The sequence below is a fragment of the Treponema bryantii genome, assembly GCF_036492245.1.
Classification (GTDB): Bacteria; Spirochaetota; Spirochaetia; order Treponematales; family Treponemataceae; genus Treponema_D; species Treponema_D bryantii_C.
In genome coordinates this window covers 1,671,546-1,697,029 of sequence record NZ_AP025286.1, presented here as the reverse complement: position 1 = coordinate 1,697,029, position 25,484 = coordinate 1,671,546, and the positions used below count along the sequence as shown (strand labels likewise).

Annotated in this window: 29 protein-coding genes and 1 tRNA gene; all 30 read right to left on the bottom strand. The window is 35.4% G+C overall.

The window, feature by feature from the left end:
* The 30 genes from AABJ44_RS07495 to AABJ44_RS07350 all read right to left on the bottom strand — a co-directional run bounded on the left by AABJ44_RS07495 (position 1) and on the right by AABJ44_RS07350 (position 25,448).
* Positions 1-555: a hypothetical protein gene (locus tag AABJ44_RS07495; protein ID WP_338371260.1), complete on the bottom strand. Its 555-nt coding sequence runs from the start codon at positions 553-555 to the stop codon at positions 1-3.
* Positions 552-821 carry a hypothetical protein gene (locus AABJ44_RS07490; protein WP_338371259.1) on the bottom strand — a complete coding sequence of 90 codons (270 nt, stop codon included), beginning with the start codon at positions 819-821 and terminating at the stop codon, positions 552-554. Before AABJ44_RS07490 ends, AABJ44_RS07495 begins: the two co-directional genes overlap by 4 nt.
* Before the next feature lie 7 nt (positions 822-828).
* On the bottom strand, positions 829-1,125 hold the full coding sequence (locus AABJ44_RS07485) for a hypothetical protein (RefSeq protein ID WP_338371258.1): 297 nt from the start codon (positions 1,123-1,125) through the stop codon (positions 829-831).
* Positions 1,100-1,318, bottom strand: a complete 219-nt coding sequence (locus AABJ44_RS07480; protein WP_338371257.1) for a hypothetical protein — start codon at positions 1,316-1,318, stop codon at positions 1,100-1,102. Before AABJ44_RS07480 ends, AABJ44_RS07485 begins: the two co-directional genes overlap by 26 nt.
* Positions 1,315-1,890 carry a peptidoglycan endopeptidase gene (locus tag AABJ44_RS07475; protein WP_338371256.1) on the bottom strand — a complete coding sequence of 192 codons (576 nt, stop codon included), beginning with the start codon at positions 1,888-1,890 and terminating at the stop codon, positions 1,315-1,317. The genes AABJ44_RS07480 and AABJ44_RS07475 overlap by 4 nt, the downstream gene beginning before the upstream one ends.
* Before the next feature lies 1 nt (position 1,891).
* Positions 1,892-2,209 (bottom strand): hypothetical protein, encoded by a 318-nt coding sequence (locus tag AABJ44_RS07470; RefSeq protein ID WP_338371255.1) that lies wholly within the window; start codon positions 2,207-2,209, stop codon positions 1,892-1,894.
* A gap of 8 nt (positions 2,210-2,217) precedes the next feature.
* Positions 2,218-3,720, bottom strand: a complete 1,503-nt coding sequence (locus AABJ44_RS07465; RefSeq protein WP_338371254.1) for a hypothetical protein — start codon at positions 3,718-3,720, stop codon at positions 2,218-2,220.
* A 64-nt stretch (positions 3,721-3,784) separates the two neighbouring features.
* Positions 3,785-4,564, bottom strand: coding sequence for a hypothetical protein (locus tag AABJ44_RS07460; protein ID WP_338371252.1), 780 nt, complete (start codon positions 4,562-4,564; stop codon positions 3,785-3,787).
* Positions 4,565-4,656: 92 nt separating this feature from the next.
* Positions 4,657-5,559 carry a hypothetical protein gene (locus tag AABJ44_RS07455; protein WP_338371251.1) on the bottom strand — a complete coding sequence of 301 codons (903 nt, stop codon included), beginning with the start codon at positions 5,557-5,559 and terminating at the stop codon, positions 4,657-4,659.
* Positions 5,560-5,763: 204 nt separating this feature from the next.
* On the bottom strand, positions 5,764-6,357 hold the full coding sequence (locus AABJ44_RS07450) for a hypothetical protein (RefSeq protein WP_338371250.1): 594 nt from the start codon (positions 6,355-6,357) through the stop codon (positions 5,764-5,766).
* 4 nt (positions 6,358-6,361) lie between these two features.
* The gene (locus AABJ44_RS07445; RefSeq protein WP_338371249.1) at positions 6,362-7,018 is read right to left on the bottom strand and encodes a hypothetical protein; all 657 of its coding nucleotides are present in this window, start codon (positions 7,016-7,018) and stop codon (positions 6,362-6,364) included.
* A gap of 21 nt (positions 7,019-7,039) precedes the next feature.
* Positions 7,040-7,675, bottom strand: coding sequence for a GIY-YIG nuclease family protein (locus tag AABJ44_RS07440; protein WP_338371248.1), 636 nt, complete (start codon positions 7,673-7,675; stop codon positions 7,040-7,042).
* 18 nt (positions 7,676-7,693) lie between these two features.
* Complete coding sequence (locus tag AABJ44_RS07435; protein WP_338371247.1) at positions 7,694-10,912, bottom strand: HsdR family type I site-specific deoxyribonuclease; 3,219 nt, start codon at positions 10,910-10,912, stop codon at positions 7,694-7,696.
* The gene (locus AABJ44_RS07430) at positions 10,909-11,550 is read right to left on the bottom strand and encodes a hypothetical protein (RefSeq protein ID WP_338371246.1); all 642 of its coding nucleotides are present in this window, start codon (positions 11,548-11,550) and stop codon (positions 10,909-10,911) included. Before AABJ44_RS07430 ends, AABJ44_RS07435 begins: the two co-directional genes overlap by 4 nt.
* Positions 11,551-11,564: 14 nt before the next feature.
* Positions 11,565-12,851 carry a restriction endonuclease subunit S gene (locus AABJ44_RS07425; protein ID WP_338371245.1) on the bottom strand — a complete coding sequence of 429 codons (1,287 nt, stop codon included), beginning with the start codon at positions 12,849-12,851 and terminating at the stop codon, positions 11,565-11,567.
* A gap of 2 nt (positions 12,852-12,853) precedes the next feature.
* Positions 12,854-15,421 (bottom strand): type I restriction-modification system subunit M, encoded by a 2,568-nt coding sequence (locus AABJ44_RS07420; RefSeq protein WP_338371244.1) that lies wholly within the window; start codon positions 15,419-15,421, stop codon positions 12,854-12,856.
* 133 nt (positions 15,422-15,554) lie between these two features.
* Positions 15,555-16,028 (bottom strand): hypothetical protein, encoded by a 474-nt coding sequence (locus AABJ44_RS07415; RefSeq protein ID WP_338371243.1) that lies wholly within the window; start codon positions 16,026-16,028, stop codon positions 15,555-15,557.
* Positions 16,015-16,245: a hypothetical protein gene (locus AABJ44_RS07410; protein WP_338371242.1), complete on the bottom strand. Its 231-nt coding sequence runs from the start codon at positions 16,243-16,245 to the stop codon at positions 16,015-16,017. Before AABJ44_RS07410 ends, AABJ44_RS07415 begins: the two co-directional genes overlap by 14 nt.
* 40 nt (positions 16,246-16,285) lie before the next feature.
* Positions 16,286-16,693 carry a hypothetical protein gene (locus AABJ44_RS07405; protein ID WP_338371241.1) on the bottom strand — a complete coding sequence of 136 codons (408 nt, stop codon included), beginning with the start codon at positions 16,691-16,693 and terminating at the stop codon, positions 16,286-16,288.
* Positions 16,693-17,187: a hypothetical protein gene (locus AABJ44_RS07400; RefSeq protein WP_338371240.1), complete on the bottom strand. Its 495-nt coding sequence runs from the start codon at positions 17,185-17,187 to the stop codon at positions 16,693-16,695. Before AABJ44_RS07400 ends, AABJ44_RS07405 begins: the two co-directional genes overlap by 1 nt.
* 172 nt (positions 17,188-17,359) lie before the next feature.
* Positions 17,360-18,667, bottom strand: a complete 1,308-nt coding sequence (locus AABJ44_RS07395) for a phage major capsid protein (protein WP_338371239.1) — start codon at positions 18,665-18,667, stop codon at positions 17,360-17,362.
* A 76-nt stretch (positions 18,668-18,743) separates the two neighbouring features.
* Positions 18,744-19,373 carry an HK97 family phage prohead protease gene (locus AABJ44_RS07390; RefSeq protein WP_074645089.1) on the bottom strand — a complete coding sequence of 210 codons (630 nt, stop codon included), beginning with the start codon at positions 19,371-19,373 and terminating at the stop codon, positions 18,744-18,746.
* Positions 19,367-19,948, bottom strand: a complete 582-nt coding sequence (locus AABJ44_RS07385; RefSeq protein ID WP_074645091.1) for a helix-turn-helix transcriptional regulator — start codon at positions 19,946-19,948, stop codon at positions 19,367-19,369. Before AABJ44_RS07385 ends, AABJ44_RS07390 begins: the two co-directional genes overlap by 7 nt.
* A gap of 107 nt (positions 19,949-20,055) precedes the next feature.
* On the bottom strand, positions 20,056-21,246 hold the full coding sequence (locus AABJ44_RS07380) for a phage portal protein (protein WP_338371238.1): 1,191 nt from the start codon (positions 21,244-21,246) through the stop codon (positions 20,056-20,058).
* Positions 21,247-21,265: 19 nt separating this feature from the next.
* Positions 21,266-22,480, bottom strand: a complete 1,215-nt coding sequence (locus AABJ44_RS07375) for a phage terminase large subunit (protein ID WP_338371237.1) — start codon at positions 22,478-22,480, stop codon at positions 21,266-21,268.
* Positions 22,477-23,019, bottom strand: coding sequence for a hypothetical protein (locus AABJ44_RS07370; RefSeq protein ID WP_338371236.1), 543 nt, complete (start codon positions 23,017-23,019; stop codon positions 22,477-22,479). Before AABJ44_RS07370 ends, AABJ44_RS07375 begins: the two co-directional genes overlap by 4 nt.
* Before the next feature lie 29 nt (positions 23,020-23,048).
* A complete protein-coding gene (locus tag AABJ44_RS07365; protein ID WP_074645096.1) occupies positions 23,049-23,237 on the bottom strand; it encodes a hypothetical protein in 189 nt (62 codons plus the stop codon).
* On the bottom strand, positions 23,238-23,432 hold the full coding sequence (locus AABJ44_RS07360) for a helix-turn-helix domain-containing protein (RefSeq protein ID WP_074645098.1): 195 nt from the start codon (positions 23,430-23,432) through the stop codon (positions 23,238-23,240).
* Between the two features lie 165 nt (positions 23,433-23,597).
* Entirely contained in the window at positions 23,598-25,127 is a 1,530-nt protein-coding gene (locus AABJ44_RS07355; RefSeq protein ID WP_338371235.1) for a tyrosine-type recombinase/integrase, read from the bottom strand.
* 248 nt (positions 25,128-25,375) lie between these two features.
* A tRNA-Gly gene (locus AABJ44_RS07350) sits at positions 25,376-25,448 on the bottom strand.
* Between the last annotated feature and the right edge of the window lie 36 nt (positions 25,449-25,484).

Here is a 25,484-nt window from a genome sequence, read left to right as displayed (position 1 = left end):
TTAAGAACCGCTTACAGTAATCTGCCAGTCAATCTGTAATGAATCCGCACTTGTAACATTTACACTCGGAGTAATCTGAGCATAAGCCAGGCACTTAGCAGCTGCCGTGTTTCCATTCATCAAAGCGACTTCGTTAATACCGTTTGCATTCAAATCGCCTGCTGCAAATGAAGCCCTGTAAAGAACTACGTTTCCGTTTGCAGCTCCAAAGCTTCCTTTTATTTTTGGAAATCCAGAATCAAGCTTTTTGAAAGTTCCTGTCGCAGTGTTTACGCTAGTATTGTTCTTTGGTGTGCTTCCGGTCCAGCCGGTACCAACAAGCATATAGCCGTTTGTGGCATCCACCTTGTTCTGAGTCGAATTATTAATCATCAAATCAGCAATCAAGTTATCGCCGATAGTCGTAATTGTATTGTGATGTTTTGTAATCATTGGTTTACGAGGAAGTCTTAAAAGGCTTCTCCAAAATCCATTCTTGTAATATTTAATATGACCGTTACAATCACGAACAGTAACAGTCACTAATCCCTTAAACTTTCCTTTACTTGTTATCATTTACACACTCCAGAAATAATTCCAAATACAAGTGAAGTAATAATTACTCCACCAGTTCCACCAATTAAAGCACCATAAAAGAATTGATTATTCTTTTTCTGGACTTCTGCCTTTAGTTTTTTGTTTTCCATTTCAAGATTCAGCTTCGCCGCTTCCAATTGGTCAGCTCTCTCTTTTTCAAAAGCAAGCTCGCCACCAACTTCCAGTAAAGCAGCCTTAACTGCCTCTTGAGCAGTACGTTCAATTTCTTCCTCTGCAATTTCCATAACTTCCTCAATTGTCAGTTCGCTTGCAGCGTCTTCTGAATCTTTCTTTTCCGTCGCTGATTGTATCGCAGACTGAGCCGTAAGATTCGCACAAAGTACGGGCATCAGTATTAGAAATACGAGAAACTGCTTCTTCACGTTTGGCAGCAGCCTTCCTGTTAATCTCATCCGCATCCTCCTTTTCATCAGAATCTATACGTTCTGATGAACCTAATTTTTTACAAAAACATATAGCCGTCACAGCCGCAATTATTGTGCCAAGCCATACCAAGACCTTCTTAATCACTTCCCAGGCTTTCTTCACTTGTCACCTTCCTTGTAAACTTAAAGTCCTTAAACTTCTGAATCTCTCTTCCTGCAATTACAGTAAGAGCCACAGTCAACCACTCAGCACCACCAAGAACACCACAACACAAAAGCACAGTTGCAACAATAAAAATCACAAACTTCACGCTGAGCAGTTTTTCAACAAGTCTCTGAAACCTAAATCCAATCATCCGCGAGCTCCATCAATTGCATTACGAATCTGTTCAAACTGATAGTCAGCTCCAAACAAATCCACGTTATCATCACTAGCTTTTTGCAAAGCATTGCGGTCCAAACCTCGCACAATAATTCTGTAATCGTTAGCATTGTACCAGGGCTTCATATCGCTCAAGCTTCTAAGTTCCGAATAAGGCTCCACACAGTTAAGCACAACATCCCGACCGCAAAGACCAGCCACATGGCAAATCTCATTTTCCTTGTACAACCTTGGACCAAGCTTTCTGTCATACAGAGTCATAAAGAAAGCCGCCTGAATATCGTCTTTATCAGGATTCTTCTTTGTAAAATATTTCTTAAACAAAGCATCCGCGGTAACACGAATTGAACAGCCGGTCGCAAGCAACAGAGCCAGGCATACAGAGCCCGAACAGTCAGAAGTCAAAAGATTTTCCTTACCGCTTTCATATTTCAAAAACTGCATACGTCCAAGAAAGTAGCGGTAACGTTCAGCTTCGCTAAGTTTTGCTACAATCTCTTTTTCAGATTCCAGCATCAGCCGCATTCTAAGATTTACATTTTCCATATCAACTCCCCTTTATAATCAAAGTGATAATTGTTACAGCAACGTTAAAGCACGAAATTACACAGGCAATAATCGCAGTAGTTCTTCCAGCTTTTCCGCTGTCATTTTTAATATGTTCTTCAAGCCGTCTTGCCGTTGCACAAACATTCGGATTAAACTGGCAGGCAGTACTTCTTGAATCAAGAGAATCTATTTTGATTTCAACAGTTCTCTTAAACTCTTTCATTTCAGATCTGAATCCGCTAAGCTCAACTTTCAATCCATTAATAGAATCAATCAGGTTCTTAGTTTCACTTTCATGTAATTCTTCTTTTCCCACTTCCCCTCCTAAATACGAGTCACCCACAATTCACTGCTGAATGCTTCTTCTTTTTTATATCTGAATGTGAGTTCATCAATTCTCACTTTCTTAAATCCATTTTTAGTATTAATGCGGATATCCATAAAAGCACCCACACGGGCATGTATCAGAGGAATAAAAGTTGTAAGATAATAAGAGCCTTTACAGTTCACACATTCAGATAAGAAATCCTTCGCACGTCTTTGGCAAAATGGTTCACCGTCAAATAAATCATCAGACAAAAACTTAGAAGTAATGTTTCTTACAATCTGACCATGTCTTGCAATCTCTTCATCATCTTTTACAAATACGCTGTAGTTAGTTTCACTAATGATTGCACGGCCAGTAATTGCAGCCTTTCGAACTCCAATAAGTTCTCCATCTCTTCCAAGTTGCACAATAGCCCGGTCGCGGTAAGTTGTAGTGTCATATTGAATCACAACCGGTTTATCTTCCCCGGTCACTTCAATCGATTCTAAGAAATCAGCTTCAGTATCAATCGAATCAGCGTAAACAACATTACGAGTTTTTCCTTCATCATTTTTCGCTGTATAGATTGCCTGGTAATCGTTATCAGAAATTATCTTTCTGCTGTCATCCGTAAACGGATAGTATGGTTTCATATCTTCGTCATACCAAACAGGAGCATCCGAGTAAGACCAGAGTTCCTGACGTTCCATCTGTACATAACGTGTATATTTCAGACGAACATTGTTTGCATACTTATCTCTGTTATTAAAAAATCTGTAATGAGTAATTTCACATTCATTGAGGCTAAAACAGCTGTCATCGTTATATTCGTTTCCTGAATCATAAGGACTTTCAATAAAAGAAATAGTCATATCCTTACCGCATTCAACAACAGCGTTGTAAGCTTTAGCCAAAGCACAAAGTTCTTTCCAGGCAGAACCTGCTACAACTACATAAGGAATATCAAAAGGAAGTGTTCCGCAGTTTATTTCATTTGCATTAATTCCACCACGTGATGCAATAATATGAACTAAAGAATTCTCTGGATGCAGTTTGTCACAAACAAGGCTATGAACAACTGTCTGTGCATCAGTCCAGTTTCTCTGAAGTTTTTGATCATCAAGCTTTTTAGAAAGGTCTATCAGCTTTACTTTACAAGTCTTGTTAGAGTATCCGGTTTCCTGAATCTGAAATCCGTCTGCATCCACAAACATATGGAAACGGAAAAAGGTATTTGTTCTCTCACCAAAGCAATACCAGATCTGAACTCCCAGCCCTGGTACAAGTTCAGCGTGTTGCTCTAAATCATAAGAACCATGAGTGTTATCTAAAAGAAGTTCTCCAAGATTTACAATTCCACCGTCTTCACTTTTATATGAAGTCATTACACATTCAAGAACATCATAGTCGCGAATATAAACATCACCATCAGTAAGTTCAAAAACAACTCTTACAAATGGGCGGATGCTGGTGTTTTTAATTGCGTTCTCAACTTCAGGCGGAACTTCATAAAACTTCATGGTTACAGTCTAAGCCCATTGCATATCAACAGTGTGTTTGACTATTTAAATAACTCATTAACATTCATAAAACTATTTGGGTAAACTCTTTTTCATTACGAACAGTAAAAACAATAATGCCGGTCACATCAAAAAGCTGATTACATAAAACTGTATCTGAGCAGTTAATATCACAAAGCCCGCCAGAAGGTACAAGGTCGTATAACTCTAAAGTAATGCCGTCTTTCTGGTCTATTACAATACTTAGTTTTTCAATCCGGTCGTTTACCGGGTGATGCTCAGAGCTTAAAGGAAAATAAAGTTTTATCTGGTATTTGATTTTCTCATTAAAAGAAGCTGTAAGTTCAAAGCGGTAAACAAGAGGTAAAGTTTTTAAGTCGCAGCACACACTCTTTCCGTCATAAAAATAGGTGCGCTGTCTTATCCAACTTAAATCAGGAATTGTCAAAGGCCAGCTGTCAGTAAAAGAATCTTCATTTTCTTTTACATCCACACGAAGCTTAAATGCCTCGCCGTTATCACCTCGAAACTCAAAGCCGCAGGTGTTAATATTTTTGTAAATGATTTTTTCAAAGCCCCGATCTGCATAAATATCAAAGCTTTGATTAAGATAAAAAAACAAAAGGAACAGGCTCACAATGTTACTGTGTTCAAGGCGTGTTGTAAAACAGCCTTCAATCTTTTTTCCGGTAACAATTGTTTTATCCCTGTTCCTTTGTCCGATACACGAAGGCAAAGAATAGCCTTTTGACGTTTGTCTTACAGTTTCCTCGCTGTATGGTATTGGAATAAATTCACCGTCTCTTGCCACAGTCAGTGTGCAGTCTTTACCCTGTATTCTCATGCTTACAGTGTAAGACTGAACACTATTAACAGTGTGTTTGAATGTGTGAAGATGTGATTAATAAAACATCTTTAACAATCAGCAATTTCCGATTATTCAGCATCCATAAAATCTAAAGGATTACCACTACAATTAGGATAATTCTTACAATGAATCCAAGCTTCACCATCATCAGGATCGATTACAACTTTTGTTTCACTGTAAAGATATTTATCTCCACAATGTAGACATTCAATTTTTTTATTCATTGAAAGATGTGGAAAGTCATTTATTCCTCTCTCCAATTCATATTGTCTTGCTGGACCATATAGAATGGTTGGAGAAAGAACTTTGTAATCAATATACATTCCTTTGCATGATGGAAAATTCTTACATACAACCATTGTACGATTTGTAGAATTCTCCTTAATAACTTTTGATTGGTTAAAATTAAATGCCTTTTGACAATGTGGGCAGAAAACATAAGAATCTTTTCTCAGTTGACTATTAGGACTGTGGACATCATCAAATTCATTTAATTGTGCAGTTCTAGGTTTTCCAGAAAGAACAGAAATTTGTTCAGAAGGAAGAAATGGTATTTTTACTCTTTCATCCATTTCATAGATATATTTTGCATATTCAAATAACTCTGCAGCATTATCAGGTGTAATTGTTGGAGCCCCGGTTAGCTCTTCCCACCTCATGATTTGTTCTGCATCCTTAAATCTCCGAAGAAGAAATTCAGCTAATTCAAGTTCAATATCTGTTGCATGAATTAAATCATCCCATTTCTTAAAGCCAACCATTTGGGCAATAAAATGTTGAGCACGTGAAAGTTTAATATCCTGTTCATCTTTTTCATCAAGTTCATAATACAAAAATAAACCTTGTATATCATAGAACTTGGAATCATATTGATTTAGGACAATATCATCACTTTCTACTGTCTGGGTTTGTGTTCGCCAATCTTTTAAGAATTTTTTGGCTTGATTCTTGAAGAACTCAAGATTTGACATAATGTTACTCCTTGAGCATCTTGTTATATTGCTTTTGCTTTGTATGCCAGTACCTTAAAGCAGCAATAAACCTGACGCTCTTAGGTAATCATTAAGTTATAAGATATTTGATATGGTATGATAAAAATCTTCGCACTGGCTGCAAGTTCTACCACGGAACTATTTAAAATATAATAAGAGCAACTAATTATGTCAATAAAAAAATTAATACAGTATTCCCTTTAATGAAGGATCAATTTGAGATTCATTTTTCATTATTATATTATTAACAGTTTTTAGTAATTCTTCGTGAATATAAATTAAAGATTTCATACTATTTTCACGTTCTAATTCCCAATTATTTAAAATCGTTGTAATTTTCTTTTCTGTTCCATTTTTAAGAAAAACATCATATTCATTTTGGTAATCTTGAACATTATTAAATAGATTTGTAAGTATAATACAGTAATTTATTATATCTTGATTAATCTTATTCAAATCATTGTCATCTTTACCACGTGATGATTTAATCCTAGTCCTTAGTTGTAATGCATATGTAGTTATAGAAGGCACTTTAGTTTTTATTTCTTTTAATTTTTTGTCTAATTTTATATATTTCATACTGGCATTATAAGTTCGAAGATTAATGCCTGATTTTATAGTTAATATAAGACCTATTAATGAAATTATTACACCAACAAAACCAAACCATTCGCTTGCATGTTTTCCATTTATTTTTACAAATATATAAATCGCTAATACACCACATCCAACACCAAGTATTAAGGATATATAAAAAGGAAAATCTTTTTTATTCATATTCTTATCCTCTATACTCGTATTTAAATTCATTGTCATAATATGAAAGAAGATTTATCATTCGATCATATTCTGTAGAAAGAAAGTCTGCTATTTGTCCATTTTCTAAAATATCTGCAAAAATATTTCTTACTTCGTTTGTATTAAAACAAAGATTTCCACTATAGTAACTATATAAAACGAAATCGTACCATTCTTTTGAACTATTAAAATCTTCTTTTAGCTCTTCTAAATCAAAAGCTTTAATTCTTGTTAAGAAATTAGTTAATTTTATTGAGCCTTGTTTTCCAAAAATATCTTCTAAATTAAGTATACCATCTGAAATATTAATTGTTACATTTAGACTTTTATCATGAATATATTTTTCCAAAATTTCATCATTAAATAAATCAAGAACACAATTATATTTATCAACTGATAAGGCATGTCTATTAGTTGGTATAATATTTGTAACTTCAATTTTGTTTTTAACTTCATAATCATGATAAACTAAACAAACTTTAGCTTCGTTTTCTGTATTTTCAACAAAAAATACATCTTCTTTGTTTTCTATTTTCCACATATCATCAACAAATTCATCTTTTACATATTTTTCAAAATTTTGGACAAATTTTTTTAAATCTATGCCTTCAATAATTAAATCCTTAAATGTAGTTAACATTATTTACTCCTATTTATTTTTTTATTCATCATCAACACTAGTATAAGTTTCATTATAAATATCAGAAAGTAACCGGCCGTTATAATAAAAATAAGGGGTTGGTTGTACATCCCAAGTAATATTCATAATCTGGCGTAAAGTTGCTGTTAGTGATTTTTCTTCATCATTAAACTTCACTTTACGAGGAGCACATACGTATACTTTATAATCAGTTCCTTCATAAGGACAAATTAATTCTGCTCCCATTGGAATATGCATTTCATCGAAATTTAATGGTGGTCTTTTTTTGCGTTTTAAATTATTAGAAGCCTGTCTATCAGTTTCAGAAATATCTTTATCAATATCTTTACGGACTGTAGCAGTAATTTCCTCTTTTTCTACAAGTTTAAGAATTGGAATTACTCTTTCAACAGACATCCTAAAAAATTCTCTATTTGGATTTACCCTGTCAGTTGAAAAAGCTTGGTGTAAAGCTTGTTCAACTTTTGCACAATCATCTACACGACTCGCATATTCACAAGTAAAAGGAACTGGTACACTTGTTGTATAAAGTTCATTAATTCTTGCCTGTAATTCATTTCTTGTTGTTAGTCCAATCTTTATTAAACCTGGCATAGCTTCGTTAGATAAAACGTATACAATTCCTTCTTCTTTCATAACAACCTCATATAATATTTATTTCCCTGTCACAAACTTAGTAATACTCTCACGAATTAAAGTATTAATTTTCCAACCCTGATATTGAGTTTTATCACGTTTTTCAAAATAAGCTTTTGCCTTATCTGAATTCGCAAGTTTAATCAAATCCGAAAGTTTTCCACCTTCATCAGGATTATCCTTGTTAATACCCTCAGCAATGTCATTAAACTTATCAATATCAATTCCCAGATTCTCGCAGAATTCTCTAGTTCTGTTATCTTGTTCATCTTTAGCATATTTTGTAATCATTTCAACCAAAGAAAACTCTTCAGAAACTTGCAATGTTCCAGTTTGTATATCACTAATAATATTCTTTGCAATTCTTTGATTATCTGTACTTAGTTTCGCGAATTCAGAATACAATGCTTCAAGAGCTTTCTTTGATTCTTCACTTCCTTCCCCGGTAGCTTTTAAACTATCAATGTAAGCCTTAAAGAACTTCTGCAAATAAGCTTCATCAATTTTATCCATATGATTTTCAACAAGGTGAATATCAATTTCAAATGGTGGAATTGTTGAAGTTCCGGGTCCTAGTCCAGGGCCTGGAGTCGGCTGAACAATACTTACATAACGCTGAGTAATAGCAACAAATGCATCATGCGGTACACTAAAAGTTACCTGTTCTTTTTTGGTTGCAGGAGTTCCATTTCCAAGACTTGTTTCTTGTGGTTCAGGTTGTCCAACTTCAGATTCCTCTATGTAGTACGTATCTCTTCCCCATGTAAATCCTTGTACCTTGGCAGCATCAAGATATGCATTGAACTTATTGTAAAGTTTAACAAATTTTCCAACAGTAGCTTCATCTTCTGGCAAAGAAGAGAAATCTGGTATACCGGCCTTGTTAAACAAATCTTTGATATCATCAAAAGTTTGTTCCATCTTTTTTAGATTAGAAGGAAGCTTATTAACAAATACTCCCTGTGTATTTTCTCCGGAATATGTCCGTACAGCATCTTCCACATTTTTTTTCATAGTATGTGGTTTTCTGTAAAAATGAATAATTCCGTGTCTCTTTTCATTTCCAAAAATACGATTAGTACGGCTCATTGCCTGAATAAGATTTTCATAATCCAAAATCTTATCAAGGTAAAGAACGTTTACATATTTTGAGTCAAAACCTGTAAGCATCTGATTTACAACAATAAGAAGATTGAGATACTGTTCTTTCTTGAGATTCTTAAATGTCTCCTTATGAGCAAGTCTCCAGCTTACATTTGTTTTCATCTGGTCATAAGTTTCAAGAGTAAATTTTGTTGTTCCTTTAAAGAAATTATTATTATAATCCATAATAATTTCTTTAAGTGCTATTTCTTTTTCTGCACCATATGCACCATCTGTAGAAGGATCTACTAATACCGTAAATGTGAAATTCTGTGTTAGTTCTTTGAATAGTTTATAATATGCAAAAGCCTGTTCAATTGAACTTGTCGCAAAAATACCATGAAACTTTCCTCCAACAGTTACGTTGTTCCAATTTTTCATAATATCATTTACAACAGCTCTTCTATATTCATCAGCTTCTTTTGTATCGCCTGTAAAATTAGATGATGGAATTTCTTTTTCTATTTCAATCATTGTCTTATCATTAAGATATGATTGAAAGCATTTTGTTAAAGCTTCATCTGCATAGATTTTGTTTTCATCATTTGTTCCGCAAGCTCTATATCCGGCAGCTTTTCTCACTTCATAGTCATCATTCAAAAGCTTCATACATGGGTCAAAACCTAATACATTCCCATCATGAATACCATTTGCAATTGTATATGTTGCATCCTTAAATTCATCGCCGAATACATCTGCTGTTGTAAACTCTGCAGAACCAGTATCATCTTTTGAATAAATAATTTTTTTGTTTTCTTCAAAAATTGGAGTACCAGTGAATCCAAAGAATAATGCATTAGGGAATGATGATTTTATTACAGAAAGCATTGTACCGAATGTATCACGGTGTGCTTCATCAACAATTATTACAATTTTCTTTTTGTTCAGTTTCTCAAAATCTTTTTTGTTCTTTTCATTCGGAACAAGATTACTCATTTTCTGAATTGAAGTAACAATTAACTTTGTATTTACACCAGGAGTGTTATTATCAGACAAAAGCCGTTGCCAAAGTTTTCCTGTATTAGCAGTGTCCTGAACATCCATTGTGTCATCACTAAAGTTTTTATATTCAGTGAGAGTCTGAGTTCCAAGTTCAATTCTGTCTAACAGGAAAATAACCTTATCGCAAAGTCCTTCTTCACTTATAATTTGAGCAGTTTTAAAAGAAGTCAAAGTTTTTCCAGAACCGGTTGTATTCCAAACATAACCGCCAGTCTGAATACCGTCATTCCATTTATCTTTATGACTACTTACCTTATTACGAATACAACGAACTGCATTAAACTGATAGCTTCTTAAAACTTTAAGAGTATCATCTGTTTTATCTGGAACAGTATAAAATCCAATTATTTCATGAGCCATTGGAATGTAAAGGAACTTATGAATAAATTCTTCCCATTCCAAAACTTCTACATTTCTTTCTTTTGCCCACTTAAAAGCAAACTTCTGATTAAACTTTGTATATTCTCCAGGATTAGCAAAGTATCGAGATTCTTCTGGTGTCATCGCAACAAAGATTTGTACAAAACTAAAGAATCCAGAATAAATACCTTCACTGTGATAAAGTCTCAGCTGATTAAAAGCAGCTTCCCAAGGTACATTACTTTTCTTCAGTTCCAGATGATAAAGAGGCATACCATTAATTAAAAGAACTAAATCACCTCTTCGGTCATGATCCATAGAAGTTTTTCTTTCAAAATAAGGTTGTTCTGCAATCTGGAAAACAGTTTCACCATCTTGAATCTTTCTTCTGTCATAGATTTCAAGATAAACAGTTTTGTTATAGTTTTCAGAATCATCTTTATTAGAACGAATTAAATCTATTAATTTTGAATTAATTATTCGGTTAATTTCACAAGGTGTTTTTCCTCTAATTTTTGTAAGAAGTTGATCTATTTCATCCTGATTAAGTGGTACATTATTAAGTTCTTTTCGGTTATGTTCAAAAATAATATTTGCCCAGTTTTGGATAAGTTCTGCTTCTGTTGGATAATGTAATACTGCTGGGTAACTAGCACCACCTTTCCAACCACATGCTTGGAGTTTTGAGACAACATCTTTTTCGAAATCTGATTCTAAAGTATATTTTTTCATCTTTTTGAATTCCAATTAATTAAAGTTTCATAAATAAAATTATAAAAAGTTTCTTCTATACAGTTTCTAATATTTTCCTCTACAGAAGGTTCTTCAAAAAAATCATTCCCTTCAAATACATATTCTGATTCTTGTAATTCCTTCCCCTTAAATTGAACTGGCAGTTCATCTAATTTTGTAAAGAATAAATTAAAAGTTTTATTATCATCTTCAGAAAATGTAACGTTTTCGACTTTTATGCCATAATATGCAACAGTGTCCTTAAAAGCATTTATAGTTATACTAGAATTATACTTTTGTCCTTTAGAAAATACAGAAACAATATAATTCCATAGATTTCCAGGTGTTTCTAAATCAATATCTGTTGGATTTGGTTCAAATGGAGATTCCTTAAAAATGAAATTTTGACAATCGGTTTTATTAAGAGATAAAATATATCTATTGTCTTTAATTATTATTTTTTCCATTAAAAAATTAGAATAGTAATTATTGTCAAATAAATGATTAAATCTATTTCCTAGAAAAATTCCTATTTCTTCATCCTGTTCGTCTTTTAACTTTTTATTAAAATCTTCACGATATTTCTTATTTTCTAACTTAATTATTAATTTCGAATGATGTGGCTGATATATTTGCATGTTGCTACTCCAAGTTAAACAAACATCTTATTTAATAATGTCTTTTTTATATTATTAAGTTTTTCTAACTCTACCGACTGCTTTTTAATTAGATTATCCAAATTTTGAAAAAAAGCTCCAATTTTTTGTTGCTCAATATAAGATGGAAATGGTACAGATATTTTCATCATTCCTTTTTTTGAAATGTTATATCTAGAAATACCTTGTGCTAATAGAATTATTTTACTTCTTACTACATTTGAACGTAACATATATGCTATGTAATAAGGATCTATTTTCTCGGTAATTCTATATCCAAAACAAAAACTATTTAAATAAACATTTTTTCCTTGATCCAACCAAATAGAAGACATGCCAACTTCTTCTGGTGTCTCAGATGATGTTGTAAAAAATATATCTCCGTATTTTACTTCTGCCTGCTTAGAATCAATTTCAATAGTTTCAACTAATTCAGGGTCTGCCACAGGATTTAAAAATACATTCATATAAGTTACAAATTTAGCCTGCCCATGTCCAAAATCATCTTTCGTTTTTCCTGATAATCCAGTAAAAGTTTCACCTAAATTGCCCAATTTTTTTTCAGACCATTCATCAATAAAACCCTTAAATCTAATTTCAGGAATAAGTTTGCCATTTTTTGGGAACATTTTTTGCAACATGCATTTTTTTAATGAAATAAGTTTGTCATGTTCTTTCAAAGTTGAAAAAATAAGAGAATCAATTTGAAAAAATAATTCTCCAATCTTAGATTGTTCTTTTTTATCAGGAAATTTTACATAAGTCTTCTGAACATTTGATTTAGAAATAGAAGTAACCTTTGTTCCTTGCATATAAGGTATAAGTTGGTTATGAAAAGCAGGACTATTTATAAAATAACCGAGATATTTTGATGTAAATTGGATTTTTGGACGTGCCACAAAAGTATGTAATCCAGCTAAAACTTTTTCATTTTCAATCTCAGTAATTTCAACAGCTTTTCCACAAGTTTCATCTTCTGCTGTGTCAGCAAATATAATATCCCCATCTCGTAAAAAGTTCTTAGAATCAATTTTTACAGAATCAGGTACAAATGGAAAATCATCCTTTTGAATATTTAGGATAGAATTATACTTAATAAGAATATCTCCATAATGGACATTTTTTGTTAATGTTTTTTCAGAAGTAAGTTCAGCTCTTGATAAAGTATTATTTGATACGGAAGTATCAAAAACCTCTTTATAATTTTTCTCTATCCAATCATTATAAAACCCAGTGAATCTTATGAGAGGATTTTTATTTTTTAATTCTTCATTATTCATCATAATTATCCTCTCAATATTTTTTGGAATTCTTCGAGTCCTTTTTTATCATACTCATTTGCAGTAAGTTCATTCATAAGAGCATTTAATGATATTTTAGTTTGAGAAATTTCATTCTGTAAACTCTCATATGTAATGCTGTATTTTTTCTTTAAGCTTTCAAGTTTTTCAATTAGAGAATCAATTACTTCATCACATTGCTTTTCGAGATTTTCAGAAAGTCCTTTAATCCATTTTATTTCTAACAGATTTAGAATCTGTTCATCTGTCAGTTTTGGATATGCCTTTTCTGTTTTTCCATAAAGAGCCGTCTCACATTCTTTGAAATTTTTCTTTGTAACTTTCAGAGTTGAAACAAGTTTTTCTCCTTCTGTAAGGAGCTCTTTAATTTCATCCACATTTTCATCAATTGCATCATTTGCAAGTTTTATTTTGAATGCTTTAATTTCTTTTGCCGTAAAACTGAAATCTGATTCTTCTCCTAGAAGTTCATTTATATTTTCTGTTTTTGAATTAATTTGATTTTCTGTTTGTTCTATAAGTTTTTTCATCTGCTGGAGATTATTCCAGTCTTCAGAAAGAATATGTTCTTGAATTAATTCAAATGGAAGAACGTGTCCTTCACGGCCTTTTTTTTCTTCTTCACCGTCTTCATTAATTTCAATTACATTATCTATTAATTTACAACAATCAAACCCCTCAGACTGCATAAACTCCAAATCAAGTGCAATTCTGGTCCATGAATCTGCTAAGCTTTGGTAAGAAGTATATTTATCAAGAAGAGGTAATTTATTTAATCTTTCGAAAATATTATCTGCAATAATAGATTCTTCCTTTGTAATATTTACATTTTTATAGCCTTCAATAAGTTCTTTCTTGAGATAACTCTCAAAATCATTAAATACGTTTTTATATGTATCTTTGAATCTTTTTACATCTTTATGATTTTTGATAGTTTGTGCAAAATCGCATTCTTTAACCTGTAAATAAGGTGAACCATTATCATCAAAAAGTGCTGCTTTTAATTCAGGTAGTGTTTCCCAATAAAGATTAAGAGTTTCAAGTTCAGTTTTTGGTATACCTCCAAACATACTTGCATAAAGGTCATATTCTTCTTCTTTTTCACTTGAATCTACATAACGAGGGATGTTTAAGTTGAAATTATTGGATTTTATTTCATCAAGCTCTACCTTTCGGCTAAATCCGTCAATTGTTGCCCGGCTTGTAAAGGTATCAATAATTTTTTTTATATCACGGTCACGAAGTTTATTATTCTTTCCAACTTTTTCGAATCCTTTAGATGCATCAATGAAAAGAATATCTGTATTTTTACGCTGCTGTTTAAGGACCATAATAATTGTAGGTATACCAGTTCCAAAGAAAATATTAGACGGAAGTCCAATAATTGCATCAATTTTATTATTGAGTACAAGATTCTTTCTAATAGCACCTTCACCAGTAACAGTACTTCCATTTTCTGAATCTTCATCATTACCGCGAAAAAGTACGCCATGAGGCAAAACGATTGTCATAATTCCACCATTATTTAAATGGTATAAATCATGAAGCAAGAATGCATAGTCAGCTTTACTTTTAGGTGCAATTCCATAACCGTCATATCGAGGGTCCTGATCTTTATCTTTTGGGTCCCATTCTTGAGAGTAAGGTGGATTTGAAACCACAGCATCCAGAGGTAGGAATTCATAGTTTCCGTTTTCATCAAAAATTGGCCAGTCATCTTCAAGAGTATCAGCCTGTCGTGTATTAATATTTGCAACCTTTATGCCACGCATTACAAGATTCATTCGCATAAGGTTGTATGTATTGCCGATAAGTTCCTGTGCATAATACTGAATAGAATCTTTATCCATATATTTGCTTGCAGTCTTACCAATATTAATAAGAAGTGAACCAGAACCACATGTTGGGTCATAAATCTTTAATGACTTTTTATCTTTGTGATGCTCGGCAATAATCTCACTCATTAAAAGGCTTACTTCATGAGGAGTATAAAATTCACCAGCTTTCTTACCAGCATTTGCTGCAAACATTCCAATTAAGTATTCGTAAATAAATCCAAGAACATCGTAATCTGCATTTTTATCATTCATTGGAATACATCGAATAAGTTTTATAAGTTTGCTTACAGCTTTTGTTTGTGAACCTGCATTGTCACCAAGCTTTCCAAGTCCAACTTGTAACGAGTCAAAGATTTTATCAAATAATTTTTTATGCTTTGGATCGATATTATGAGTGAATTCAATAAGTGCATTACTTACATCTTTAATAGAAAAACCTTGTTTTTTTATCCATGTACTAAAAAGATGCTTGTATTCAATATAATAACCAAGTGAAGATTTTATCTGTTTTATTGTTTGCTCATCTGATAAAGCATCTTTAATATCTTTATCAGAACATCCAAGTTCATCTTTAAGCCATTTTATTTCTTCATCAGAAAGGAATCTATAAAAAACAAGACCAAGAATATAATCTTTATATTCGCTGGCTTCAATTTTGTTTCTCATTTTATTGGCACTTTCCCAAATACGTGCAGCAAGTTCCTGTTTAGTCATTTTTTATATCCCCAACCATTATTATTAATAAATTATTATATACCATTTTTGGCGAAATTTGAATAAATATTTCCATTATTCATACATAGTATACTTACATAACTGTATCAAATAATGATACAGGATGAATAATTTAATGATTTAATTTATACTCCCCTAAATCAAATACATCACATTTAAGGTATTTTGCCGCTTTAAGTGCTCCCTTAAAAAGAAACAAATCATTATCAACATTATTACATTCATAAAAATGTGAAGGATTTATCAACCTTGTAAGTTTAGACATAAATAGAAACATATAGCATCTAATATAGACAGAAAGTGCAATCCATAAATAAGGAGTCTCAGCCACTATGTAATGCTTATCGCTGACAATAATCCATATCTTATTGAAGTATTCGATTACCCTTCTCTGTTTTTCAGGTGTTTCGTTTACTTCAAAAAAACTATTGATTCTGGCATATATTTCAACCATGTCATAATCATTGAAATCTTTGAACTTATAATTTGTTCGCTTGCCTTTTTCTAATATGCTATAAATCTTTTTGTAGTATTTTGGGTTTTCTATGTGTCTGGCATATTTGGAAAGTTGCTTATCTAGATTCATGCGGTCTCCTCTGAACCTGTTTCAATTCCAGCTTCGGAGGTGTCAGAATCGTACTTCTAAGCTCTAAGGCTCCGTCATCTGGAAAATCAAGGAATGTAAACAAATCTTCAAATCTGTTCATCAAAGTATCATTCCAGTGACAGTAAGCAAAAACTTTTGATTTTAATTCCTCAACTTCTTCTTTTGTAAATAATACAATAGTTTGTTTATTTCCCATATGACCATTATACTATGGTTTTTAAATTTAAAGGAAAAAATCACCACTCTACATGTACAATAAAATCAATCCTTTTAGAAGTTGTCTTTACTATCTCAAAGTTCCGCCAGAGTTCAAAATCATCATCATTAAGCATTTCATTAAGAATCTGCTTCATCTGAATAATTTTTACATAGTCAGGAGTTTTACTCTTTTCAAAATAAAACTCAAAAGAAAACTTATAATTTATTGTGCCAATAATACGATCTTTTTTGCCCTGCTCGGCTTCTTCAAATAACATATTAAAACATGGCAGCAATTCAGTGTTTTTATATAAAGTTCTGTTTGTAAACTGTTTTAGTTCAAATTGATACTGCTCGTGTTCTTTGTTCCAGGTATCAATATATTCAGGAAGCTTTTCTATCATCAGATATTTTAATCTGTTATACATTTTCAAAAATTCTTGCATCAGTAATTCTTTCTCCTGTAAATATCAAGTGTCTGCTGAAGGTTGGTAGGTATTTCAAAAGCGTAATCATCTTCATGATTTTGAGTTTTAATAAACTCTTTCTTCTTCAAAAGAAAAAGTTTGATGATTGCTTCTTTCAAATCAGCTGGTAAAGTCAAAGGCAAAAAGCCTGCATTGTAATTTAAGAAAACTACGTGACCTTCAAGTTTTGGATCAATAAACATTATTTTTCTTCCGTCAATGACACAATTAGGAACTTTTTCCTTTGTCGTCATATCTGTGATGTTCACCATTTCTGTTATGTTGTCTTGATTTGTATACACCTTGCAGTCTCTAACTGTCTGAATCTCATTGTAATTATGAACTTCAAGCGGATAGCCAATGATTTTTTCTATGTATGAAATTGTAGACTGAAAGATTAATTCATCTATCTGTAATTCAGTATCATGTAATTCAAGGATTTTTTGGAGTTCTTCAAATGGGAATGGATGCATTCTTACCTCTCTTGAAAAGCGAGGCTCACGAAAGTATAACCTTCGTTCAGTGAAAAGCAAGGCCAAGCCCTTCGGGTGCTTCGCAGCCTTGCTTTCCCCTTCACTTCGGTTTTTAGTTATTTTCGCCCCCGCTTTCCAAAGGCCAATATTTATATTGGCTTTTGGTTATGTGTTATGCTTCTGCTGTTTTAAGCAGTACCATGTTTTTCTTTGGTCTGGTAACAAGGAAGCCGTCACGTTTACGGAAGCGCATAAAGAGCTCGCCGTATTCGAGAGATTCTGTTGTTTCATCAAATCTCTTGATTTCTATTCCCTTACGGTTTCCGTGGATTATGCGTTTTGGATTCATAAAGATTGCAACAACGCTGTCTGCTTCCACGTCTGCAAGCTGCGGCATCAGGCGGCTTTCTACCACGTCATATCCATCAATTCTTCCTGGCATTCCATCACCTGGCTTTCTCCAGATTGGGTTATGGTTGTCGTCCTGAATGTTTGCAATGTGATTGAGGAAAGTTTCATGTAAGAACCATTTGCAATATTTTCTTTCTTCCGGCTCTACCATCAATTCAGCTTTTCTGAAATCAAGATATGTGAGTTTGCTTTCGTCTGTGCTCTGGATGCGGCACACTTCTGCATGTTCCATATTAATAGCACCAGTAAATGGGTCATCGTCTGCAATCAGGCACTGGCGGTCAAACTCCTGGCCGTAGGCTTCGGTGAAGTCTTCCAGGAACATCTTTCCAAGGTCCACAAAAACATCTTCGCCAAACTCGTCAAAGAATGGAACATAGCCTGCAAGTGTGTAAGCCTTGAGCTCTGTGCGTGTAGGCATGTTTGATTTTGTAGCGTCAATTTTCTGTCCGTAACTTGTGAGCCATTTCAATTCAATTCCGCCGCGGTCGCGCTCTGGAATAAAGATTGAAGGTCCATTCATAGGTCGATGAGATACAAGATTCATCATCTGAGACTGCTTTGCAGCTTCCTGCATGATTGTCTCTTCGTAAATCGGATTGATAAGATACTGGTCATTGTTGGCAAGGTTTCCGATAGGCTCGCCCAGCACTGCTTTTGAAGGAACAAAACCTTTTCCGGTCTCCCAGGTAAAGTCTTTCGGATTGTTCCACTTCTCTGCCCTTATGTTTGGACAGAATTTCAACTGACCCAAAGTTTCGTGGTCTTTGTTCCAGGCTGCGCACAAAGCTTTTCCAAGATTGTAGCAAACATCTCTGTAAGACAGAGGTTTCATTTCAGCATCAGTTTTTTTCAGGAGGTTTCGAAGTTCCTTTACAGCTTCCTTAACTCCCTCAATTTCTGATGTAGATGCAGTCTGCTGACTGTCTGCCATTTTCAAAATACCGTCAATGAGTTCTTCTGTCTCATTAAAGTATTTTGAAATCTGTTCCGGTGTTGCAGCTTCTGTCGGAACCAAGCTTTTCATATTGCTAAGTTTCTGCTGCAAAGATACAATTACTTCATTCATCAATTAGCCCCCTTAAGCTTTTTGGTGATATTGAGGAAGTGCAGTTGCCGCTGCACTTCCTCTTGTTTATGCACTACTAAGCCCGTGCAAGGCCTTTACCTAACTTATCCCAATACGAAAGCTCTTCTTCCTGAATTACTTCCGTAATCTCAAGTCTCTTCTGCGGTACGTGTATCGCAAAAGGATTAGCCGGTACACAGCAAATTGAAAATTCCAGAAGCTCCTGCTTACGGAATATACAATCGCAGTCGCGGTCTTTTGCATCCAAAAATTCCAGTTCATCAACACGAAATCCCACAGAGCCGCAGCGAAGAACTCCGGCTTTTACACGCTCTCCAATGCTCCAGCCAAACTCGTCAATCTCTTTTGAATTAAAGAGAATGTCTCCTTCAAGCTGTTTTTCTGCTTTTACATTCTGGGCAATTCCAATAGCAGGAATTGAATAGTCATGGCTCCAGAGCACGACAGGATTTATAAGATAGTTTTTCAAATCCCATCCGCACGGGTCTACCTTTTCAAAGTCGCGGTCAGTATCAAAGGTAGACATTACCCAGTGGAATGAATCTTTTTGAACATCCACACCTTTAAAAACTTCAACCTGTGCAGCAACTTTTCCAGAATGTGTATTGTCCTTCAAGAAAGACAAAAACAGATTTTTGTTTTTGGAAAACTCTTTGTTTTCCACACCATCAATTTTTACTAACAAGCCCAGCTCCTTACATCAAAAACCGATAGTCTCTGATTCAGAACAATCAGATCATTTGGTCCCTTATAGCCAATCTTTCTTTTCATAGTTGAAGAAAGTGTTCTTACAGAATCAATAGTCAGGCCGGTTACTCCGCTTATTTCTTTTGTGTTATAACCTTTGCCCATATACATACCAACAAGATATTCACTGTCAGTAAGTTCAAGACTGATTCTGCGTCTGTCTTCCTTTTCACCACTTTTTACCATGTCACTGATTATTTCAGGGAAAGTTCTGTCTCCGTTACAGATTTTATCAATCGCTTTTGGAAAGCTGATTTCCTTTTCAATACCACAGATAAACCCGTCTACTCCAAGTTCCCAAAGGCGTAACCCAAACTCCGTAATGCAGTTGCCGCATTCGCAGTAAATTATTTTCATGTTCTGATTGATTGAGCGTAAGTACATAATTTTGTATTTCAAAATAAAGCCCATAAACAATCTGTCAAAGATTAGAAGAATATCATCCCCAAGTTTTTGAAGATAATAAAAAATCTCCTGATCATTTGTGCCGTCAATAACCTGTGCCCCTCTCATATACCTCTCCACAAGTTCCTTCGTTAACTTTTTCGTCCACTCATCCGTCATACAGATGATCACTTTCTTTACCTTACCATTCATAATTTTATTTCCTCAATTTTTTTTTATTCAGAATCAAACTCCGAAACGGAATTAGGCTTCCACCAGCTGTCGCCCCAAGGTTTTTCCTTTTCTCCGCGTTCTCTTAAAACATCATTAATCGTCTTAAGGCCGGCATTAATTTCTGCAATATCCCTGTTACTCTGGGCATCCTCAGATTCTTGTAATTCAGGGATATTGTTCAGGTTAAATTCACCGGTTTCAGGTAAGTTGAAACGGCGAAAAAACTGCACTTCTAATATCTGCTCAAAATTTTTAAGTAAAGGAATTAATGTAAAGTTCCAGAAGGCCCGGTGCTGGCTGTCTGTATCCGTTCCACTCAAAGAGCTTTTGGAATCCTGTATGTTTGCAACTCTCGGCGGAATGCCATACTTCGCTAAAAGTGTGTACAGGTTCCACTTTTTCATATCGTAAAGTTTCAGAACATCGGGGCTGAACGTCAGCGGCTGGTACTCTGTACCTTTACCCAATACTGCCACCCGGTTTTTCATACCGTGACCGTATTTTGAGTCCCAAGTTCTTGCTAAGATTTCAGCTTCAGTCTCTGTCAGAATCTGGTCAGTTTTCAAAAGTCCCTTAGGAACGCCACCCTCTTTTAAAAGTCCAGAGTTCTGTTTTGCAGCAAGCAAATCCTGTTCGACCTCAAGGCCCAAGCTTACCAAAGGGCTTACGCCACGAAATTCATTCCAGGGATTCCAATCCTTAAAATGAATTATCTCATCGGGTAGAATGATAAACGGTTTTCCCGTTCCTCCTTCTGTATAAACCCATTTGATAATCTTTCCGCCATCAACCACATGCTGCATATTCCGAGGATTTAAAATATAAATCTCAGTCGGAAGTCCGCAGCAGTAGTCATCGCCGAACCACCAAAATGCCTCACCATCGAGGCTCCACCAGGCACAGGTTTGTTTCCACAAATCAAAGCGGCACATGTTTTTGTTAGGATACATAAAGAGTTTTGCCAGCTTTGAATCACTTTCTGTTTTACCGTTCTTTTTAATTTCAAACTCAGCACGGGCAACGTTTCTGGTAAGGATATCAATGCACACGCTAACCCAAGCATGCTGTAAATACGGGTCAGTACAGGTTTTCTTTTCCTGCACAGAAAAATCATCAGCCACAGTCTCATTGTTTATTTCTGTAAAGCTTCTGAGCTTTTTCTGTTTAACTTTTTTCTTTGAAAACAACCCCATATTTATTATCGGCTCTCCGTTATCCCATCACCACGCCGCTGGTTGCCGCGCTAAAAATCGCGTAACGCATAGCGTCCATGTAATGGTCGTTTACTTTTACAATCTGATTATTCTCATCACGAGAGTAATCCCATATTTCACCAAGAACACCGGTACAGTCTTTGCATACAAAAAACTGTCCGCGTTCAATCTTTGCAATTATGTAATCAATTCCGGCATCCACACTGTTATTTGCCTTAACGCCACCTGGCACTTCCTGAATTCTCTCTCCACCGGCCGGGTCGCAGTAAGTTACAAAACAGTCGTTATACCAGTTCTTTGCCTGCTGCTGTTCTACGCTTGTCTTTGTTGTAATGTTAAAACCGCCAAAGTCAGAGACAACATAAACAGTCTCTCCAACCCAGCCAACTTTTACAGCCGCAATATGAAGTCCAAAGTCCTGACCACCAGTAAAGCGGTCAAACTCTTCCGGCAATTTCTCACGAGGAAGAATCATTGACTCTTCAAACTTCTCATAAACAGAGCCCTCAGGTTTTACCCAAAGACCGTCACGGAATCGTGCCCGCTGCTTTTCCGGCATGTTGTCCAGGATGTCGCTGATGTAATCTTCATCAAGATTTTCAGCGTTATCCATCGGATTCAAAACTTCAGAAGCATAAAGATCTGGCTTCTGTAATTTTTCATCCGTACGCGGTTCAATCTTTCGAATGAACACCTTGTAAGCCCAGTGCATAGGAGAACACGGGTTACAGTCATAAAAAAACTTATTCTTGCAACCTTCAACTTTCATCGCCAAACGCGAATAAGCTGTAGTAATCGCAGAATAAGAAATCTGGCTTACTTCGTTGAAATAGATAGTCACATATTCATGACCAAGAATGCGGTCTACCTGTTCCTTGTCCCCAAGGCCTCCAATCCAGATTTCGCTCCCATTCCAAAGAGTTATAAGTCCGTCGTGTACATTGGCTTTATAATTCTTTGCACCAATTGTTTTATTCAGCCATGGAATTAAAGTCTCATGCAAAACAGAACTTCTTGCGTCCTTAGCTCTAAAACGGCAAATCAAATGACGGCTTCCAGGATAGCGGCAAGCCCGAAATATAATTGCCATTACAAGAACAGTAGTTTTTCCAGAACGCGAGCCTCCAAAAAGCAGAATATGTTTTGCTCCAGAGCTTAAAAGCTCTAGTGCCTTTTTCTGTACCTTTGTCGGCTTAAAAACTTCTGTCGTCATAAGTCCTTAAAGCTGTCTACAAAACTTATGGCCAGTTCTCCCTGCACCGGCTGTTTTGCAGCTTCTTTGTCAGCTCCAGTAATAAACGAATCCAGCTTTGCTGAACGTTCAAGAAGATCCATTGCTCCATCTGCGTTCAGGTCTTCTGGCTTCAGTGTCTTAATTCTTTTTTGAACAAGTTCGTCAAAGCCGTTAAGCATTTCCATTTGTCTCTTACGGCGTTCAACTCTCTCAGCTAAAATCTCCCTTTCAGTTTCTTTTGCAATATACGCGTCATATTCTGCTGCCCTCTCATTCCAACGGTAAAGACGAGCATAACGCGCCCAGGAGCCATATTTTTTAGGCTCAATTCCGTGCATTTCCATACAGGCCTTAATGCTTCGCTTGTAGCCCATAGCACGAAAAAGACAGAAAGCCTTAAATGCCTTAGGAGGTTCGCTCTCTAATTTTTTCTCCCAAGACATCAAAGCTTCACCGCCATTCGAATTAAGTTCACTGTTCATGTTTGCGGATGTCGAAACAGTGTCCTTTTCTCCCACCGCTTTTTTCCTCCTTCGCCTGATATTTTTTATTTCTGCACAGTAAACTTTTTCAAAGTCCTTCTTGCCAGATGCTCACAAAAAGCCGTGCTAAGCTTTACCGGCATCCCGTCATGCAGCGTTACAGTTACGGTAATATCGCCGTATCTTTTTTCCTCTGCCATTTTTCTTACATACTTTTCAGATTCATCAAGAACCTCATCCAGAGTTACAATCATTTAAGCCCCCTGAACCATAGTGCCGACCCAGTTGTACAAATCAGTTTTTCTAAAAATAAAACGTCTGCCAAAAGTCACATGCGGAATCCTGTTAGCCCTTGCAAGCCGGTAAATATAGTCCACGCTAAAACCAAGATAAACCGCAGCTTCTTCTGCAGAAAGCAAATCCAGATTCTCACTTTTTTCCTCAGTCATAAGCACCTCGCGTTAAAATAAAAAGCCATAACGGTATCAAATCCGTTATGGCTAAATCTTAAACCCGAGAAACATCAACAGTGTGTTTGATTATTTCAAGAACTTGTTTGAATGTATAAACAAGTCATTAAATAGTTTTAATGACTTGTTGAAAATAAAAGAAAACTAAGCAGAAAGATACTTCTCCCAAGCCCCAGAAATAACATTTCGCATGTTATTAAACTTCTCCTGGGTATCATGATCAGAGTAATGCTCAGTCATTACATAACTACGGTGCCCCATAATCGCCATTACAGTATCAGTGTCAGCACGCTGTTTCAAAACAGTACAGCAGAAATGACGCAGACTGTGGAAAACAATATTTCGCTCTTCCCGTTCTGCTTTTGAAACTCCAATCTGTTCCAAAGCCTTATACAAACAGTCAGCATAATATCCAGGCGTTATCGGAATCGAAAAATCTTTTACAGACCAGAATACATAACTCAAATCACCAAAAGCCGGATTCTGTCTTGCATGGTTCATAAGCTGCAAGGCCAAGGCATGATTAACCGGTAAGTCACGTGTATCTTTGTTCTTGGTAGATTTTAATTTGTCCACCTCACTATAACTGTGGCGCACATGAATAAAGTCACTTACCACATCAATATCGCAGACACGTAAACCGCTTATTTCACCAGCACGCAAACCGTAAAAAGCCGCAACCTTAAAGGCAAGCTTTGCAGCCTCGTTTTCCCAGTCAAGTTCAAGAAGCTGGCGAACTTCCTCTTCAGTCGGAATTCCACGCTCTTCGTTGTCAGCCTTAAAGCGTTCAATTCCTTCAAGCGGGTTTGAAGCAATTTTCTTTTGTGCCAAAAGAGTCTTAAAACACTTATTGGCCATGTTTATATTTTTGTTTACAGTCTCACCCGCAAGCTCTTTTTCGTCATGCAAAAAGAAAAAGAAATCATCCAGTTCAGAAAGTTCCAGGTCTTCAATCAGAGCATCGTTTCCAAAATAAGGCTCCCAGTAATTGCGCACATAGGCTCTCATACAAAAGGCATGCTTTTTCGAAATTGAGTGCCCATGCGCCAAACTACGCTTAATAAACTCAGAGTTTTCATAATCCCAGAAGTGATCCATAGACTCGCAAAGTAAATGCTTCCCCTCTGCCGTCACACCCACACTTGGCACAGTACTTGCATCTGCTCTAACAAGCAATTTATCAACATTCACAAGGACCGGTTCAGACATAGGAGTCTTTTTTACAACGCATCTTTTCTTGGCTCTAGGCACAGGCGTTGCTGCAGAAAGCTCTTTCATAACAGGAGCACTTTCAGCAATTTCAGAAACAAAAGCTTTTTCAGGATTCACAAAGGCCCCAGTTTTTGTAACAGGCGCTTTTGAAATTACAGGAGAGGCAGAGCCAAACTTAGCAGAAATCAATTCAAGGAGTTTTGAAGCTTCTTCAAATGTAAGGGTATCAACAATGCTTTTTAAGTTCTTCTTTGCCGAGCCTTTAACGGAATTATTAAAGGTTCTGGAATTACTACGACCTTCCGGCACCCCTTCTTTAAGCCAGGTAGTAGCAATAGCGTAAGCCTCAAATTGGTTTTTGGTATGAGTACTTTTTCCAACACTTTGCCAGCCCGTTTCCGGATCAACAAATACAACTCTGTAATAACCGTGATTGTTTTTAGACAGATAAAACTGACGCATAAAAACCTCCTTCAGAAACTTCATGGTTTTTGAAAAGACCCGTAATTATGCAGTTTTGTATCAACGATAGTACCAAAAACAGTATCATTTTTAGTATCATAATTCGTATCATCTGCATAAAAACAGCAGTTTTTTGCGCCCATTCCATCAGGTAGGGAGGCAAAAATACATAAACAAATCCCCGTAAATCCTTATGACATAAGTATTTACGCATAAAAAAAGCTCTCCAATTAGGAGAGCTTAATTAGAGCGGATGAAGGGAGTCGAACCCTCGTCATCAGCTTGGAAGGCTGAGATAATAAGCCGTTATATGACATCCGCAAATTGTTTCAAGTGACTTGGTGTCGCTCGATGTTT